The sequence below is a fragment of the Pseudomonas aylmerensis genome (genome assembly GCF_001702265.1).
Lineage (GTDB): Bacteria > Pseudomonadota > Gammaproteobacteria > Pseudomonadales > Pseudomonadaceae > Aquipseudomonas > Aquipseudomonas aylmerensis.
The window spans coordinates 48,761-66,016 of the sequence record NZ_MAUE01000037.1 but is presented as its reverse complement, the minus strand read 5'-3'; the positions used below and the strand labels follow the sequence as shown (position 1 = coordinate 66,016).

At 62.7% G+C, this 17,256-nt stretch carries 18 protein-coding genes; 12 read left to right on the top strand and 6 right to left on the bottom strand.

Annotated elements, in window-relative coordinates; all coding sequences use genetic code 11:
- The first annotated feature begins 401 nt into the window (after positions 1–401).
- The gene (locus BBG20_RS23480; RefSeq protein WP_065907661.1) at positions 402–2,024 is read left to right on the top strand and encodes an argininosuccinate lyase; all 1,623 of its coding nucleotides are present in this window, start codon (positions 402–404) and stop codon (positions 2,022–2,024) included.
- Between the two features lie 32 nt (positions 2,025–2,056).
- Here BBG20_RS23480 and BBG20_RS23475 read toward each other — a convergent pair whose 3' ends face one another.
- Positions 2,057–3,271, bottom strand: a complete 1,215-nt coding sequence (locus tag BBG20_RS23475) for a cation:dicarboxylate symporter family transporter (protein ID WP_065907659.1) — start codon at positions 3,269–3,271, stop codon at positions 2,057–2,059.
- A gap of 117 nt (positions 3,272–3,388) precedes the next feature.
- On the opposite strand from BBG20_RS23475, the gene BBG20_RS23470 reads away from it, so the two are divergent.
- Positions 3,389–4,318, top strand: coding sequence for a LysR family transcriptional regulator (locus tag BBG20_RS23470; RefSeq protein ID WP_065907655.1), 930 nt, complete (start codon positions 3,389–3,391; stop codon positions 4,316–4,318).
- A 98-nt stretch (positions 4,319–4,416) separates the two neighbouring features.
- Here BBG20_RS23470 and BBG20_RS23465 read toward each other — a convergent pair whose 3' ends face one another.
- Positions 4,417–4,887 (bottom strand): GNAT family N-acetyltransferase, encoded by a 471-nt coding sequence (locus BBG20_RS23465; RefSeq protein ID WP_065907653.1) that lies wholly within the window; start codon positions 4,885–4,887, stop codon positions 4,417–4,419.
- A 174-nt stretch (positions 4,888–5,061) separates the two neighbouring features.
- Here BBG20_RS23465 and BBG20_RS23460 point away from each other — a divergent pair, with 174 nt between their 5' ends.
- The gene (locus BBG20_RS23460; protein WP_065907651.1) at positions 5,062–5,397 is read left to right on the top strand and encodes a hypothetical protein; all 336 of its coding nucleotides are present in this window, start codon (positions 5,062–5,064) and stop codon (positions 5,395–5,397) included.
- Here the strand turns inward: BBG20_RS23460 and BBG20_RS23455 are convergent.
- Positions 5,387–7,000, bottom strand: a complete 1,614-nt coding sequence (locus BBG20_RS23455; protein WP_065907650.1) for an ATP-binding response regulator — start codon at positions 6,998–7,000, stop codon at positions 5,387–5,389. The two genes, BBG20_RS23460 and BBG20_RS23455, sit on opposite strands and share 11 nt — an antisense overlap.
- A gap of 114 nt (positions 7,001–7,114) precedes the next feature.
- Between BBG20_RS23455 and BBG20_RS23450 the strand changes: the two genes are divergently transcribed.
- Positions 7,115–7,717: a LuxR C-terminal-related transcriptional regulator gene (locus BBG20_RS23450; protein WP_065907648.1), complete on the top strand. Its 603-nt coding sequence runs from the start codon at positions 7,115–7,117 to the stop codon at positions 7,715–7,717.
- Here BBG20_RS23450 and BBG20_RS23445 read toward each other — a convergent pair.
- Positions 7,714–8,148 carry a GNAT family N-acetyltransferase gene (locus BBG20_RS23445; RefSeq protein ID WP_065907646.1) on the bottom strand — a complete coding sequence of 145 codons (435 nt, stop codon included), beginning with the start codon at positions 8,146–8,148 and terminating at the stop codon, positions 7,714–7,716. The two genes, BBG20_RS23450 and BBG20_RS23445, sit on opposite strands and share 4 nt — an antisense overlap.
- Positions 8,149–8,364: 216 nt before the next feature.
- Between BBG20_RS23445 and BBG20_RS23440 the strand changes: the two genes are divergently transcribed.
- From BBG20_RS23440 to argE, 4 genes are read left to right on the top strand one after another with little or no spacing between them, the layout of a single operon-like run.
- Positions 8,365–9,696 carry a flavin-containing monooxygenase gene (locus BBG20_RS23440; RefSeq protein WP_168167072.1) on the top strand — a complete coding sequence of 444 codons (1,332 nt, stop codon included), beginning with the start codon at positions 8,365–8,367 and terminating at the stop codon, positions 9,694–9,696.
- A 25-nt stretch (positions 9,697–9,721) separates the two neighbouring features.
- The gene (locus tag BBG20_RS23435) at positions 9,722–10,132 is read left to right on the top strand and encodes a RidA family protein (RefSeq protein ID WP_010171793.1); all 411 of its coding nucleotides are present in this window, start codon (positions 9,722–9,724) and stop codon (positions 10,130–10,132) included.
- Between the two features lie 10 nt (positions 10,133–10,142).
- Positions 10,143–10,820, top strand: a complete 678-nt coding sequence (locus BBG20_RS23430; RefSeq protein WP_065907643.1) for a DUF1028 domain-containing protein — start codon at positions 10,143–10,145, stop codon at positions 10,818–10,820.
- Positions 10,817–11,962 (top strand): acetylornithine deacetylase, encoded by a 1,146-nt coding sequence (argE, locus tag BBG20_RS23425; protein ID WP_065907641.1) that lies wholly within the window; start codon positions 10,817–10,819, stop codon positions 11,960–11,962. The genes BBG20_RS23430 and argE overlap by 4 nt, the downstream gene beginning before the upstream one ends.
- A 443-nt stretch (positions 11,963–12,405) precedes the next feature.
- Here argE and BBG20_RS23420 read toward each other — a convergent pair whose 3' ends face one another.
- Positions 12,406–13,317 carry a LysR substrate-binding domain-containing protein gene (locus BBG20_RS23420; protein WP_065907639.1) on the bottom strand — a complete coding sequence of 304 codons (912 nt, stop codon included), beginning with the start codon at positions 13,315–13,317 and terminating at the stop codon, positions 12,406–12,408.
- 218 nt (positions 13,318–13,535) lie between these two features.
- On the opposite strand from BBG20_RS23420, the gene BBG20_RS23415 reads away from it, so the two are divergent.
- From BBG20_RS23415 to BBG20_RS23400, 4 genes are all read left to right on the top strand, one after another.
- Positions 13,536–14,951, top strand: coding sequence for a purine-cytosine permease family protein (locus BBG20_RS23415; RefSeq protein WP_065907637.1), 1,416 nt, complete (start codon positions 13,536–13,538; stop codon positions 14,949–14,951).
- Between the two features lie 431 nt (positions 14,952–15,382).
- Positions 15,383–15,874: a GNAT family N-acetyltransferase gene (locus BBG20_RS23410; protein WP_065907635.1), complete on the top strand. Its 492-nt coding sequence runs from the start codon at positions 15,383–15,385 to the stop codon at positions 15,872–15,874.
- Positions 15,875–15,944: 70 nt separating this feature from the next.
- Positions 15,945–16,331, top strand: a complete 387-nt coding sequence (locus tag BBG20_RS23405; RefSeq protein WP_141697314.1) for a hypothetical protein — start codon at positions 15,945–15,947, stop codon at positions 16,329–16,331.
- On the top strand, positions 16,312–16,734 hold the full coding sequence (locus BBG20_RS23400; RefSeq protein WP_065907630.1) for a GNAT family N-acetyltransferase: 423 nt from the start codon (positions 16,312–16,314) through the stop codon (positions 16,732–16,734). The genes BBG20_RS23405 and BBG20_RS23400 overlap by 20 nt, the downstream gene beginning before the upstream one ends.
- Here the strand turns inward: BBG20_RS23400 and BBG20_RS23395 are convergent.
- Positions 16,721–17,251, bottom strand: a complete 531-nt coding sequence (locus BBG20_RS23395) for a GNAT family N-acetyltransferase (RefSeq protein WP_065907629.1) — start codon at positions 17,249–17,251, stop codon at positions 16,721–16,723. The genes BBG20_RS23400 and BBG20_RS23395 overlap by 14 nt on opposite strands.
- Between the last annotated feature and the right edge of the window lie 5 nt (positions 17,252–17,256).

Sequence of the window (17,256 nt, the reverse complement as noted above, 5' to 3'; positions counted from 1 at the left end):
TTGGGCTGCGCAGCAGCCCTGAAACCTGACAACCCAAATCCACCTGAAGAACTGCAGTGCATGCCCGGGGCCGCTGCGCGCCCCAACGCGGGGCAAGCCCGCTCACCACAATAGCCCCCGCTCACCACAACAACCTCATTCACCACAACTGCCCCCGCTCACCACAACAATCTTATTCAACACAACAGCCCTCTCCCTACAACAACCTCATTCACCACAACAGCCCTTCCCCCAACAACCCCCTTCATTCCCCGCAAACCCTCCCAACGCCATACCTAAAACCTCAGCCTTCAACACTTACTATATATTTTCAATCTGCAAACAGACCCGATAGCCTGATCCTGCCGCCTGTGCCCTGCGCCCGGCTGGCCCCCAATTCCAAAAATAAATCGGGTACTCCTGTGAACACATCCCCCCGCGCCCTGAAAAGCCTGCTGCCTCTGGCGGTGGCCTTCGCCCTCTTCAACAGCTTCGGCGCCCAGGCGGCCAACACCGGCGAATTGCCGTGTACCACCACCGAACAATGCGCGGCCCAGGCGGCGAAAGTCGGCGCCACGCCCGACAGCTCGCAAACCGAACACAAGGCCAAGGCCGATCCGACCCAGACGCAATTCGCCTGGCTGAATCGCATCAACAAAGCCTCGATCGTGATGCTCACCGAAGAAGGCATCGTCAAGCCGGACATGGGCCAGAAGATCGCCGGCGGTGTGCGCTACGCCATTGCCAAGGCCGATCAGCCCGGCGGCACGCGCCCCAGCGACGTACTGCAACTGGAAAAGATCATGACCGACAAGATCGGTCCCGAGGCCTCGCTGATCCACTCCGGGCGCAGCCGCCAGGACATGCTCGCCACCTACCGCCTGGCCGCGTTGCGCAGCCAGGTGCTGGCCTACAGCGAGGCACTCAACGCCACGCGCCTGCGCCTGCTGAACATTGCCGACAAGAACGTCGACACCCTGGTGCCCGCCTACACCAACGGCGTGCAGGCCATGCCGATCAGCTATGCCCACTACCTGCTGGCCTTCGAAGCCGCGTTTGACCGCGATGGCCAGCGCATCCGCGAACTGTACACACGCTTGAACAAGAGTCCGATGGGCACCGCGGTGTTGGCAAACTCGGCCTACCCGCTGAACCGCGAGCGCCTGGCTGAGTTGCTGGGGTTTGATGGCGTGCGCGAGAACTCGCTGGATTCGAGCCAGGTGTCGACCTACGACATCCCGATCGAAGCAGCCAACCTGGCGTCGTCCTCGGCGATTCGTGTCGGCGCCATGATCGGCGACATCCACACCCAGTATCACCAGATCCGCCCGTGGCTGCTGCTCGATGAAGAGGCCACCTACACCAGCAGCGCCATGCCGCAAAAACGCAACCCAGGCTTGCTGATGCGGGCGCGGGAGACCGCCTCGGACGTGGTCGGCCTGGCCCAGGCCGTGACCTTGCGCGCGCATAACGTCACCACTGGCATGACCGACTACAAGTTCGCGTTCGACTCATTGGGCGTGTTCCGATCGACCAAGGAGATGTTCCAGGCCATGGACGCAGTGCTCGACGCGCTGCAGATCAACCCGCAGCGGGCCCTGGAAGAACTGGAATCGGAGTGGACCACGTCGATGGAGCTGGCCGACACCCTGGAGCGTCAATACAAGGTGCCGTTCCGTATTGGTCACAGCTTTGCCTCGCTGATCGTCACCGAAGCACGCAGCAACGGCACCACGCCGAAGACCTTCCCTTACGCCGACGCACAAAAGCTGTATAGCCAGGCGGCGGACAAGTACAAGTGGACTCCCAACACCTTGCCGCTGGACGAGGCCGGTTTTCGTGCGGCGTTGTCCCCGACCACCATGGTCCAAACCCGCAAAGGCACCGGCGGCCCGCAGCCGCAGGAGGTCAAGCGCATGCTGGTGGAGGCGCGCAAGACGCTAGAAGCGGATCAGCAGTGGCTGAAGGAGCGGCGTGAGAAGCTGCAAAGTGCAGAAGGCAACCTCGACAAGGCCTTCGACAAACTGGCCAATACCAAAGGCTGACCCCTCACCAGTAGGAGTCGGCTTGCCGGCTCCTACTGGGTGGGCAGTGCCTGTTTCAACACCTCACGATCAATCGACTTCTGCCACCCGCAAATCGCCAGGCACGCCACGCAGTTGCCGAGCACATTGGTCAGCGAGCGGCACTTCATCAAGCGCTCCACTCCCAGCAACAGGCCCACCCCTTCCAGAGGGACCAGTTGCAGGATGTTCAAGGTGGCGATCAAGGTGAACAGCGCCGACCCCGCCACACTGGTGGAACCCAGTGACGTCACCAGGCAGATCACCAGCACCGCGAGCAGCTCCGGCAGGGCAATCTCGACCCCGGCCATATGCGCCAGGAACATGATCGCGGTAGTCAGGTACAGGTTGGTCCCGGCCAGGTTGAAGGTGTAGCCGGTGGTCAACACCAGGCGCACTAACTGGCGATCGCAGCCCAGGGCTTCGAGTTTATCCACGCAACCGGGAAGTGCCGCTACGGAAGAACCGGTGAATGTCACCAGCAATAACTCTTCTTTCAAATAACCCATCAAACGCGTGAGCTTTATTCCAACTAAACGCGTAATAAAGGCCAATACCACGACCACAAATAACGCACTCACCAGGTATATAACCAGCACGAACTTCAACAGCGGCAAGACCGAACTAACCCCATATTTACCCACCACAAACGCCATCGCCCCAAACGCCGCCACGGGGGCAAACGTCAAGATTATCCGCAGTACGAAAAACACCCCCTGCACGCCCGCCTCCAGCCAGCCCAGGCAGCGATTGCCGAGGCTGCTGCCGCGCCCCAGCAGCAGCCCGCAGAGCACGGCGGCGAACATCACTTGCAGCACCAGGCTCTGGGTAAACACGCGGTACAGCGTGGAGGACGCCGACAGCAGCGACAGTTCATGCAGGAAGCTTTCGGGCGGTAACGGCGGCGCCGAGACCGCGCTGGTCTCGAGGTTGAACACCCAGCCCGTGGCCATGCCCAGCATCAGCGCGGCACACGACATCAACTGGAAATACACAATGATGCGCCGTACGACACGGCGGTGCTGCGGCTCACGCTTGATACCGGCAACACCGGTGGACACCAATACAAACAACAGGAACGGCATCAATAAGCCGACGCATTTGATGAAACCGTCACTCAACACTTTCATTTCAATCGCCAGGCTCGGAGACACCAGGCCCAGCGTCATGCCAAGTGCGATGGCAATCAAAATAGGCAGGGTGGCGTTCTTGGCGTATCGGGTCGGCATCGGTACTCCAGCCTGTTTTTATTTATTGTTATTGTCGCTGCGCGCCGCTTTCGGCATATTGGGCGCCTGGCCGCTGCCGGCCGCAAATAATAAAGTCTTGTCACGGGATATACCACCATGGAACTTCGCCATTTACGCTATTTCATCATGGTGGCTGAAGAGCGACATTTCACCCGTGCCGCTGCGCGCCTGAACATGCAGCAACCGCCCCTCAGCCAGCAGATCCGCGCGCTCGAGCAAGAGCTGGGCTTCGACCTGTTCAAGCGCCACCCCAAGGGCGTCGACCTGACGGCCGGTGGCCTGGTGTTTCTCGATGAAGTGCGGATCATCCTCGCCCGTGTCGAACAAGGCTCGCTCAAGGCGTCCCGCGCCGCCCAAGGCATCGAGGGCACGCTGGTGATCGGCTTCACCAGCTCCGCCGCCGCCCACCCGCTGATCCCACGGATCATCCGCGCGTACCGCGAGCGCTACCCCGGCGTGGAGCTGTCGATCAACGAAGGCAGCGCCCGGGAGGTGACCGAGGACAGCGTCGAAAAACGCATCGACATCGGCATCCTCCGCGCGCCGGTCAGCACTCACCAAAGCCTGACTTTCCACCGCCTGCTCAACGAAGATATGCTGCTGGCGCTGCCCACCGGCCACCCATTGCTGAAAGCCCCCGGCACCGACATCGCGCTCGACGCGCTCAAGGATGAACGCTTCATCCTCGTGCGCCGCCCCGGCGCGCCGGGCATGTACGCCAACCTGATCAAGGCCTGCCAGAACGGCGGCTTCGAACCGAAGATCGCCTTTGAAGTGGAGCGCATGCTCACCAACCTCAGCCTGGTGGCCGCCGGTGAAGGCATCTCGGTAGTCCCTGCGTCAATGCGCGACGTACACCGCGAAAGCGTGGTGTATTGCCGGATCAAGGACGCGCGGCCGAAGCTGCTGGCGCCGATTACCCTGGTGCGGCGCACATTCAATCCATCGGCGCCGCTGCAGAACTTTATCGGGCTGGCGCGGGAATTGGCCGGGGTGTATCGCAAGCAGGCGCTCAATCCGCACTAAACAGCGTCGCACCTACCTGGCGCGGCACCCGATAGACATAGATAGCGGTCGCTCATCCGGCTTGTTTGCCGGCAAGCCGCCCCCGGCAAAGTGTGGTGTCAGGGGCTGAGCTGTTTGGTCATCGGGATACATGCCAGCTGCAAACCGGACGGCGAATGGTAAATCGCCTGCTCATCCCCCACGTAACCGCACGCCCGATAGAAACTGGCCGCATTCAACGTCGAGTCCAGGACCAATGCGGTCATGTCCAGCTCGCGTGCCAAGTCTTCCAGAAACGCCAGCATCGCCTTGCCATAACCGTGGCCGGTGTAATCGGGCAACACGAACAGCGCGCCCACTTCGTTATTGCGCGGGTCGAGCATTCCGGTGGCTACCGCCTCGCCGTTGACCCAGCCCAGGTAAAACGGTTGATCCATCAGGGCGTCGTAGCCGTCCTCGGCTTTTCCCCGCGTCCACAGCAGCATTTGCTCGGACGTATAGGCGCCGATGCATTGGCTGCGAATGGCCCGCAAACGGATGTCGAACGCCACCTGGGCGTGCTCCGGGGTGGCGCGTTTTATCTCCAGCATGTGCATCTCCCTACATGAAATCATCGTGCCACTAGCACACTTGTGCTAATCGACCGCTTCCCCCGGCGGCGCTATATTCGCCGCCACTTCCAACGTTCCCCAGGCACCGCGCATTCATTGCGCGCGGGTTCGTTGTGCGTTGGAAAAACCATAACAACCCAAGGAAGAATCACCATGAAACTGCACGCCCCCATTACCCGTCTCACCCTGCTCGGCGCCCTGATCATCGGCGTCGCCGGCTGCAGCAACGTCAAGCCCAGCGAAGACCACCTCAAGACCCTGTCGGAAACCAACCTGGGCGAACCGGTCAAGCGTATTTCCAATGTGCGCAGCGATTCGATGACCACCTACTACATCGCCAGCGCTGCCTCCGGCGAGTACAACTGCTCGGTGCCCAGCGGCGCCAGCGGTGGCTTGTTCACGGTGGCCAGCTTTGGCTTGATGAAGCCCGCCGCTTACTGCCAGCCCAAGGGCGCACGCGGCAACGCACTGCAGGGGTTCACCCAGTAACCGTCTCCTGGCTCAGGTCCCGCAGGGTGCCGCGCAGTTCAGCGGGACGCACGGGCTTGGAGAGAATGGCGATCTGACGGTCGTGCAAGGCGGCCTGGATTTTCTCCACATCGTGCCCGGTGAGGATCAGGGCCGGGACCGCCCAGCCGCGTTGTTCGCGCAGGGCATCGATGCATTCGATGCCGGTGGCATGATTCCCCAGGTCGTAGTCGGCGACGATGATGTCGCAATCGCTGACCAGGTCGCGTCCTGATGACTCGGCCTGGACCACGCAGCCCCAGCGCTCCAGCAGGGCCTGGGTGGCGAGCAAGACGTTGTGATCATCTTCCACCAGGCACACTTTCAAACCGGTCAGCAGGCCCGCCTGGCGCGTTTCGTCGCGAGCGGCCGGTGCACGCGGTGCGGTGGCGAGGGTCAGGCCGTAGAGGCTCACGGACGTGCCATGGCCAACCCGTGAACGCAGGCTCACGTGTACCCCCATCAACTGCCCCAGGCGCTTGACGATGGACAGCCCAAGGCCGACGCCTTCGACGTCTTTGTCACGCAGGTGGCGTACCCGATAGAACTCTTCGAAGACCTTTGACAGATGCTCCTCGGCAATCCCCCGACCCCGGTCATGCACCTCCACCGCCAAGCCACCGTCGCGAATGCGCACGCCGATCAACACGGGACGGTGCGCACCGTATTTGAAGCAGTTGGACAGCACGTTCTGCACCATGGTCGCCAACAGCGCCGGGTCGACCAGCACCCAGTATGCGCAAGGCCGCAGGCGCAATTCCACGCCGGCCCAACGCGCCGCCTCGGCGTTCTGGCGCACCAGATCAGCGAGAAATTCACCCAGGTGGATCGCCTGGTATTTGGGCAACAGGCGGCCATTGTCGAGGGTGTAGAGGTCGAGGATCGAGCGGAACAACTGCGACACGTTGAGCAGCGAACGGTCGATGTTGTCCACCAGCCGCCGCTCTTCATCGCCGAGCCTGGCTTCGCGCAGGCACGCAGTGAACAGGCCGATGGAGTGGATGGGCTGGCGCAGGTCATGACTGGCCTGGGCCAGGAACCGGGACTTTTCCAGGTTGGCCGCGATGGCTTGTTCGGACGCCTTGCGCGTACGTTCCAGGAGGATATGCGCGTACACCGGGATCACCGTGCTGGTGATCATCAGCATCAGCACCATGAAGGGCTGCGCCTGCCATACCGGTGTCAGCCGGTACACCACCAACAGCGCCAGCAACGCCAATGCCGTGGCAATCGCCAGGTAGCGCGAGCCATAGCGCATGCCGTTGCCGAGGTTGACCCACACCATCACCGCATACAGCGGCAACGCCGCTTCACCGCCGATGACCATGCCGAACGAGGTGCCGGTGTAGTCGTGGAGCATGCCGAAAATCCGCCGCGCCGGGTAATGCCCGGGCCACCGCGCGATGACCTGGCGCAAGACGATGGAGGCCAGCAGGAACAGCACGATGTACAGGATTACCGGCAGGTAGGTGTCCAGCGACTGTCCGGGCAGGAAGCCCAGCGCGCCGATATACACGATAGCAATGGCGGCCACCACGATGCGCAGGTTGGCCTGGTCGAGTTCGGAGTTGGTCTCAAGACTCATGGGGTACGTCCTTGTGCGGCAGTCAACAAATCCATCATGCACCCCAGGCAGACCCTGGGCGCGGTGGTAAGGTAGCATGCCAGCGCACAACCTTGCCCCAGGGAGGAGCACGCCATGACCGATCGCATCATCATCGCCGACGACCATCCGATGTTCCGTGAAGGCATGCGGCGCACCGTACAGCGCTTGCTGCCCGAAGCCGTGGTGCAAGAGGCCGGCGACCTGGACACGGTGCTCGCGCTGATCGGCGACGGCCACGACGTCGATACGCTGATCCTCGACCTGCGCTTTCCCGGCCTGACCTGCATGAGCCAGCTGGTCGAGCTGCGCCAGCGACTGCGGCGCACCACCCTGGTCGTGGTGTCGATGGTCGATGACCCGGCGCTGATCGATCAAGTGATGACCCTGGGTGCCGACGGGTTTATCGGCAAGAACATCGCCCCCGACGAGATCGGCCAGGCGCTGCTGGCGATCCGCGAAGGCGAGGTGCTGGTCAAGTTCGCGCCCTCCGGCCTGCTGCCCCTCGACACTCACACCCTCACCACCCGCCAGCAGGAAGTGCTGCGCCTGATCGCCCAGGGCAAGACCAACAAGGAAATCGCCAAGGCCCTGGATATCTCGCCGTTTACCGTGCGCATCCATGTGTCATCGCTGCTGCGCACCTTGGATGTACCCTCGCGGGCAGCGGCAGCGGTGAAGTATTCCGGCGAGTTCTAGGCGTTTTCATTGCCCGGGCGCGTGAAGGAATACCGGTCGATATCGGTACGCAGCTTCCAGCCCTGGCCCTGCCAATACTGGGCGGCGTGGGTGTTGGTCTTGAACACGTCGATGTGGCATTTGTGGATACCCAACTGTTCCAACGCCTCAAGGCAGCGCCGGGTCAACGCCTGCGCGAGGCCTTGGCGACGGTAGTCCGGCAGCACCAGCAAGTGCTGCAGATACCCGCGACGCCCGTCGTGGCCGCACATGACGCACGCGATCAATTGGCCTTCGATTTGCGCGACAAAACTCATCCCGGGGTTGCGCGCCAGGTAGCGCTCGGTGGCCTCGCGGGAGTCGGCATCACGCAGGGAGATGCCGGGGGTGTTTTGCATGAGGGTGAGCACGGCGTCGTAGTCGGACGCGGTCATGACGCGAATGTCAGGCATGGCGAAAACCTTGTGGAAGCGGGCGTGCCCGCGCTGTCGGTGAGTCAGATGGAACGCTATCGCCGGGCAGATTGCAATCGCGGGCAAGCCCGCTCCCACACCGAAAGGAGGAGGCCCTTTAACGCCGCGGGCGACGGCTCTGCATCCGATATTTATGCTCACTTCCCAGCTTAATAATATTTTATTAATAACCGCCCTCCCCCTAGCCTTGAAGTCATGCCCGAGCTGAATCCAACTGCATTACGGAAGGACAGACACATGACTGTAGCGATAACAAAAATAGATACCCTGGTGGTGGGAGCCGGTCAGGCTGGCGTGGCCATGAGCGAGCATTTGAGCAAGCAAAGCGTGCCCCACCTGGTGCTGGAACGCAGCCGGATTGCCGAACGCTGGCGCACCGGGCGCTGGGATTCGCTGGTCGCCAACGGGCCGGCCTGGCACGACCGCTTCCCGGGCCTGGAATTCGATGACGTCGCCGCCGATGGCTTTGCGCCAAAAGAGCGGGTGGCGGATTACTTCGAGGCCTATGCACGCAAATTCAACGCGCCGATCCGTACCGGCGTGGACGTGACCTCAGTGGTGCGCAATGTCGGCCGCCCAGGCTTCACCGTGCACACCAGCGAAGGCGTGATCGAAGCCAACCGCGTGGTGGCCGCGACCGGGCCATTCCAGAAGCCGGTGATCCCGGCGATTGCGCCCAAGGACACCACGCTGCACCAGCTGCATTCCGCCGACTACCGCAACCCCGCGCAACTGCCGGCCGGCGCCGTGCTGGTGGTGGGCGCTGGCTCGTCCGGTGTACAGATCGCCGATGAGCTGCAGCGCTCCGGTCGCCAGGTGTACCTCTCGGTCGGCGCCCACGACCGCCCGCCGCGCGCTTACCGCAACCGTGATTTCTGCTGGTGGCTGGGCGTGCTGGGCGAGTGGGACCAGGCGGCGATGAAGCCTGGCCGCGAGCACGTGACCATCGCGGTGAGCGGCGCCCATGGCGGCAAGACCATCGATTTTCGCGAGTTGGCCCAGCACGGCATGACCCTGGTCGGCTTGACCCAAGCCTTCGACGGCAGTGTTGCCACCTTCCAGCCCAATCTGGTCGAGAACCTGGCCCGCGGTGACGAGAACTACCTGGCCCTGCTGGACGCGGCCGATGCCTATATCGAGCGCAACGGTCTGGACCTGCCGCTGGAGCCTGAGGCGCGCCGTGTCTTCGCCGATGCAGACTGCATCCGCCAGCCGATCCTGGAACTTGACCTGGCCAAGGCCGGCATCACCTCGATCATCTGGGCCACCGGGTTTGCCGTGGATTACAGCTGGCTGCAAGTCGACGCATTCGACGCTGCCGGCAAGCCGCAACACCAGCGCGGCGTGTCCAGCGAAGCCGGAATCTACTTCCTTGGCTTGCCCTGGCAGTCACGTCGCGGCTCGTCGTTTATCTGGGGCGTCTGGCACGACGCCAAGTACGTGGCCGACCACATCGCCATCCAGCGCCAATACCTCGAATACCGCGACGCCGCCCCGGTGGCTCACAAAACACCTGTCAGCGCCTGACCCCTTATTTTTCGGAGTTTTCCAGATGCCTACCCACACTCGCATCCGCATGTTCAACACCAAGGAAACCTACCCCAACCAGAGCCTGGACAATGACCTGTGCCAGGCCGTGCGCGCCGGCAATACCGTGTACGTGCGCGGCCAGGTCGGCACCGATTTCGACGGCAACCTGGTCGGGCTCGGCGACCCACGCGCCCAGGCGGAACAGGCCATGCGCAACGTCAAGCAACTGCTCGAAGAAGCCGGCAGCGACCTCAGCCATATCGTCAAGACCACCACTTACCTGATCGACCCGCGCTACCGCGAGCCGGTGTACCAGGAAGTCGGCAAGTGGCTCAAGGGTGTGTTCCCGATCTCCACCGGGCTGGTCGTCTCGGCCCTGGGCCAGCCGCAGTGGCTGATGGAAATCGATGTGATCGCGGTTATTCCCGAATAAGGAGCTGCCCATGACGTTTTCCATCGTCGCCCGATGCGCCGACACCGGCCAGTTGGGCATTGCCATCAGTTCCTCAAGCATTGCCGTGGGCGCCCGTTGCCCGTGGCTGCGGCCCGGCGTGGGTGCGGTGTCGACCCAGAACATCACGCTGCCGGCGCTGGGCCCGGACGTGCTCGATTTGCTCGAACAAGGCCTCGCCCCTGACGAGGCCATCGACACCGCGTTGACGCGCAATGGCTACAGCCAGTACCGACAGCTCACAGCCATTGATCACCTGGGCCGCAGCGTGCACTTCAGCGGCAGCGAAACCCTCGGCACCCACAACGCCGTATCGGGCGAGCAATGCGTGGCGGCCGGCAATATGCTCGCTGACCGCGCGGTGATCGACGCAATGGTCACCGCCTTTGAACTGGCCGAAGGGCAGTTGGCGGACCGACTCCTGGCCGCCATGCACGCCGCCATCGCCGCCGGTGGTGAAGCCGGCCCGGTGCACTCCGCCGCACTGGTGGTGGTGGGCGAACTGACCTGGCCGATCATCAACCTGCGGGTCGATTGGGCGGACGAGGCGCCAATCGGCGCGCTGCAAAAACTCTGGGACGCCTACCGCCCGCAAGTGCAGGACTATATCGACCGCGCCCTCGCCCCCGACCGTTCGCCCGGCTACGGCGTGGCCGGAGACGAGCGATGAGCCAGAGCCAGGCGTTGCTGCGCACGCTGGTGGGGTTCGACACCACCAGCCGCGAATCCAACCTGCAGTTGATCGAGTTTGTGCACGATTACCTGGCGAGCTTCGGCGTGGTCAGCGAGCGGATCTACAACGAGGACCGCAGCAAGGCCAACCTGTTTGCCAGCATCGGCCCGGTGCAATTGCCCGGCATTGTGCTGTCCGGGCATACCGACGTGGTGCCGGTGGACGGCCAGCCCTGGACGGTGCCGGCGTTCGAGTTGACCGCACGCGACGGCAAATTGTTTGGGCGTGGCACGGCAGACATGAAAGGCTATATCGCCTGTGTGCTGGCGCTGGTGCCGGCGTTGGTCGAGGCGCCGTTGCGGATGCCGGTGCATATCGCCCTGTCGTATGACGAAGAGGTCGGCTGCCTCGGCGTGCGCTCGTTGCTCAAGGTGCTGGAGCAACGCCCGGTGAAACCGATGCTGTGCATCATCGGCGAACCCACCGAGCTCAAGCCGGTGCTGGGCCACAAGGGCAAGCTGGCGATGCGCTGCGACGTGCATGGCGAGGCCTGCCATTCGGCCTACGCGCCGTACGGGGTGAATGCGATTGAACATGCCGCCGAGTTGATCGGTGAACTGGGACGCATCGGCCAGCAGCTGCGTGGCACCCAGGACGCGCGGTTCGATCCGCCGTTCAGCACCGTGCAGACCGGCGTCATCAGTGGCGGCAAGGCACTCAACATCGTGCCCGCCGATTGCCGCTTCGACTTCGAGATTCGCGCGTTGCCGTCGCAGGACCCAGGCGAAGTGGCCGACGCGTTGAAAGCCTATGCCACGCAGCAGGTGCTGCCGCGCATGCAGGCGGTCAGCGCGCAGAGTGCGATTCACTTTACCGAGCTGTCGGCCTATCCGGGGTTGGTCACCGACGAACGCAGCCAGGCCGCGGAGTTGATTGCCGCGTTCAGTGGTTCACGTGAGTTCGGCACCGTGGCCTTTGGCACCGAGGGTGGCTTGTTCGATGCGGTGGGCATCCCCACCGTGGTATGCGGGCCGGGGAGCATGGACCAGGGGCATAAGCCGGATGAGTTTGTGAGTGTCGACCAACTGGCGGGGTGTGATGCCATGCTGCGGCGGATGCTCGACTCAATCCGTGTGTGAACCGTCTATCTGCAGGCAACACAGGTCACCAATGTGGGAGCTGGCTTGCCTGCGAAAGCGGTACATTAGCCACATCCTGGCAACTGACCCACCGCTTTCGCGAGCAAGCCCGCTCCCACATTTTTGCCCTGCGCTCACTCCAGTAAGCGCGCTCTTCCCGGCAGCCCCCTTCTACTGTGGGAGCTGGCTTGCCTGCGATAGCGGTACATCAGCCACATCCTGGCAACTGACCCACCGCTTTCGCGAGCAAGCCCGCTCCCACATTTTGCCCTGCGTTCATTCCAGTAAGCGCGCGCTCTTCCCGGCAACCTCCTCTACTGTGGGAGCTGGCTTGCCTGCGATAGCGTCACATCAGCCACACCTGGGGCGACTGACCCACCGCCATCGCGGGCAAGCCCGGCTCCCACATTGATCTCCAGTGCTTGCCAGAAAACCGTGCAGATTCACCCCAGCAAGCGCGCCAGTTCTTCGCGGCAGTAATCCACAAACAACTGCACCGGCTTGGTCAGCGGCGCCCGGCGCAACCACACTGCCGACAACCCCGACCCGGTCACCGTCTCCGCCAGCGGTACGCACGCGACCTTCTGCCCATCATAGGTGTATTCGGTAAATGGCTTGGTCACCAGAATCGAAAAGCCAAAGCCCCGTCCCACCATGCCCCGCACCATCTCGATCGACGGCGAGCTGAACACGATATTCGGCGTCAGCCCGCGCTCTTCAAAGATGCTCACGAAGTACGTGCGGCTCGGCAGCACGTCCAGCAAGATCATCGGTTCCAGCACCAGGTCCGCCAGGGATACCTTGGCCTGCTGCGCAAAGCGGTGATCCGCCGGCAGCAACGCGTACGGCTGCTGCGGCGGCATCAGCGGCGTGGTCTCGATGGTCGCGCCCAGGTCATGCTCGAAGAGCATCGCCACATCGATACTGCCCGCCGTCAGCGCCTGTACCAGTTCTTGCTGCTCGCCGTCACGGATGCGGATTTCCACCCCCGGCCAGCGCGCCTTGAAACCGGCGATCAAGCGCGGCAAGTACAGCGGTGCCACCGTTTCAAAGCAGCCGATATCGATCTGCCCCGCGACCACGTCATTGTCGGCCAGGGCGTTCTGTTCGAACTCATGGGCCACCCGCAGCAGCTCCAGGGCCTTGCGATAGAAGCGCGCGCCGCTGGGGGTGAGTGACACGCCCTGGGCGTGATGGCGGATAAACAACTGCACGCCAAAGCTGTCTTCGAGCTGCTTGATCGCAGTGGACACCGACGGCTGCGCGATATACAGCTTGCGCGACGCTTCGGCGACGCTGCCGCACTCGGCCGTGGTGACAAAATATCTGAGTTGGCGCAAGTTGTAGGCAGCCATCGGGACCTCCAGAAACGTGGGACTTCGCCCGCAAAACAGGTGTAGGCAACATACCGGAGCGCGGCAAAGCGCGAGCGATATTTTTTAAGGTCTATAGCAACAAACTTACTAATTTACCTCCCTGCGCCCATTGCAGATGATCACTCCAACAACAAAGCGCCGCGCAGGCGGCGCACAGCGAAGTACGTCCACGTACTCACCTTGCCTTGGAGCTCGTCATGGTTACCACTGCAACATCCTCCGCCCCGCTTATCGAAAAACACACGATTGGATACGTGCCCCCGGAAGATCGCCACGGAAAGGTAAGAGACCTGTTCACCCTGTGGTTCGGCGGCAACATCGCGCCGTTGCCGATCGTCACCGGTGCGCTGGGTGTGCAACTGTTCCACCTCAACCTGATCTGGGGCATCGTCGCTATCCTCGTCGGCCACCTGGTCGGCGGCGTGCTGATGGCGCTGCACTCAGCCCAAGGCCCGCAAATGGGCATCCCGCAAATGATCCAGAGCCGCGCGCAGTTCGGCTCCCTCGGCGCGCTGCTGGTGGTGGTGATCGCCGGCGTCATGTACATCGGCTTCTTTGCCTCCAACATCGTGCTCGCGGGTAAATCCCTGCACGGCGTGGTCGATGCCGTGCCCGTGCCGGTGGGCATCGTGATCGGCGCCATTGGCTCCGGGATCATCGGCATCATCGGCTACCGCTTCATCCATGTGCTCAACCGCATCGGCACCTGGGTGCTCGGCGCCGGCATCGTGCTGGGCTTCGGCTACATCTTCACGCATGTGCAGACCACCGACTTCCTGACACGCGGCAGCTTCAACATTTCCGGCTGGCTGGCTACCGTGTCCCTCGCAGCGCTGTGGCAGATCGCCTTCGCGCCCTACGTGTCGGACTACTCGCGCTACCTGCCGGCCGACGTGCCGGTCGCCTCGACCTTCTGGACCACCTACCTCGGCTCCGCCCTGGGCTCCAGCCTGTCGTTCATCTTCGGCGCCGTCGCCGTCCTCGCCACCCCGGTGGGCATGGACACCATGGACGCGGTCAAACTCGCCACCGGCGCCATCGGCCCGCTGATGCTCGTGCTGTTCTTGCTCAGCGTGATCAGCCACAACGCCCTCAACCTCTACGGCGCCGTGCTGTCGATCATCACCCTGGTCCAGACCTTCGCCTACCGCTGGATCCCCACGGCCAAAAGCCGCGCGGTAATCTCCATCCTGGTGCTCGCCGCCTGCGCGATTGCCGCCGTGTTCGCCTCCAAGGACTTCATCGGCCACTTCGTCGACATGGTGCTGGTGCTGCTCGTGGTGCTGGTGCCGTGGACGGCGATCAACCTGATCGACTTCTACGCGATTCACAAAGGTCAATACGACATCGCCTCGATCTTCCGCGTCGATGGCGGGATTTACGGCCGCTACAACCCCCAGGCGCTGCTGGCCTACGCGGTCGGGATCGCGGTGCAGATTCCGTTCATGAACACGCCACTGTATGTAGGGCCGATTTCCGAACACATCAACGGCGCGGATCTGTCCTGGGTGGTGGGGTTGGTGGTGACGTCGCCGTTGTATTTCTGGTTGGCGAGTCGCGACAGTGCCTATAAACGCCGTATGCATGGCGGGAAATTGGTGGAAGGGGTGTGAGCTGACGGCTTGAAGTGATTCGATTGTGATGTCTGGAACCCTCCATATCGTGGCATCGAGGCCAGGGTGTGGAGGGTTTTTTCATTTTTCAGCGACGTCGCGCATTGAGTGTCGTGCCACCGCCCGCAGGGGGCTGATGACGTAGTGAGGTGTGATCCGAGGGTGCCTAATTGAAAACAAGGCCGGCACCGCAAATCCCTGTGGGATTGAAACGCAAATCCCCTGTGGGAGCCGTCGAGCTTTAGCGAGGCTGCGAAAGCGGTGTGTCAGCCGAAGAAAATGCCAGCAATGCCGCCGCCTTCGCCACCTCGCCGGGCCTCGACAGTTGCTCCCACATTTTTGCTTGTGTGCTCGCCGCAGCCCCCGCGATGGCGATGGCCGGGGCACGCCGTTATCATGGGGTCTTTCGCTCAACCCTCCAGGAAACGCCCATGCCCGCCCTCACCTTCCGCAACGCCCTCCCCGCCGATGCTGCCCGTTGCTTCGAGATTGAAATAACCGCCTACGAAGGCGACGAGGCGGCGACTCTGGAGAAGATCGCCACGCGCATTGCGCAGTACCCGCAGGGCTTCTTGATTCTGGAAGCCGATGGCGAGGTGGTGGGTTTCATCAACTCGGGTTGCGCCCATGACGTGGTGATGTCGGACGAAGCGTTCAAGGAGTTGGTGGGCCATTCGGCCGAGGCACCGAATGTGGTGATCATGTCGGTGGTGGTCGACCCGGCGCATCAGGGCCAGGGCTATTCCAAGCGGCTGATGACCGAGTTTGTGCAGCGCATGCAGGCGCTGGGCAAGCAGACGATTCACTTGATGTGCAAGGAACAGCATGTGCCGTTGTACACCCGCATGGGCTACACCTACGTGCGCCCTTCGCCTTCGGATCATGGCGGGATGGCGTGGCATGAAATGGTGATGGCTTTTTAATATCAACGCTTGGAACTTATGCTGTTGGCGACGTCCAACAAGGCACCACGAATTGACTCGGAGTGCCTTGATGTCCAGGAATCGGATTAGCCGCGTTACCGCTGTGTTGTTCGCCGCCACCTTGATCTCGACCGTGCCGTTGGCCTTCGGCGCCACGGCCCAGGACATTGAACACCTACGCAACGGTTCCTTCGCACAGTTTCAGCGCGAAGCCAGCCAACGGGCCGATGAGCAAGCGCGGCAGAACCGCGAGCAGATGCGTCAGTTTGCCGAGCAGAATCGCCAGCAGATGAAGGACATGGAAGCGCAAATGCACCGCGACCAACAGGCGCGTGAAGAGGCCGACAACAAAGCACGCCTGGCGGCCCGGGAGAAGCCATTGGAAGAGGAGGCAATGCAGGCTAAAGTGCCTGCCTCCTCGACTGAGATACCCGACGATGACGCCACCGCTCATTGAAATCAGCGACCACGCCAACCCCGACGCCGAGCGCATCCTCGGCAACGGCCTCGCCGCCTTCAATACGGCCGCCACCGGCGGCAACGACCGCCGGCCGCTGAACGTGCTGATCAAGGATGCCAGCGGGCAAATCCTCGGTGGCATCACCGGCAAGACCACCCTGGGCACCGCCTTCCTCGACCTTTTCCACCTGCCCGAGACCCTGCGCGGCAGCGGCCTGGGCAGCCAGTTGCTGCACGCCTTCGAAGACGAAGCGCGGCGGCGCGGTTGTACGAATGCGGTGCTCTACACCCTCAGCTTCCAGGCACCGGGTTTCTACGAGCGGCATGGTTGGCTGCGCTTTGGTGAAATCCCGTGTGAACCGGCTGGCAGCTGCCGCGTATTTCTATCTAAGCGGCTGTAGCGTCCAGGGCTTTGCCGAACAAGCGATTCTCATGGGTTTCCCCCTGGAACGTGTACGTCGGCGCGCCCAGCACGGCGTAGCCGCGCCGAGGATAGAACCCCAGCGCCCGCGCATTCCCCGCCCACACCGTCGCCCACAACAACGCAGCACCCGCCGATGCCGCGCGCTGCTCCGCCGCGTGCAGCAATTGATTGCCGATACCCCGCCCGGTGAACCGCTCCTGGATGTACAGGCGTTGCAGTTCGGCGACGTTGGCCGCTTCGATCAGCGCGTGGCCGGCCTCGAGTTGGATCTGGGCAAAGCCAACCAAGTGGTTATTCACCTCGGCCACGATCAATGCCGTGCCCGGTTCGGCGATCAGTTGGGCGATGGATTCCGGTGCAAAGGCGTGCAGCGCTTCCTTGGCAATGGCGCTGCGGATGCCTTCGGTGGCGTAGGTGTCGAGGAACACCTGCATGCCCAGCACGCCGATGCACAGGGCGTCCTGCGGGATCGCGTCGCGAATCAGGCAGGTCATGGCAG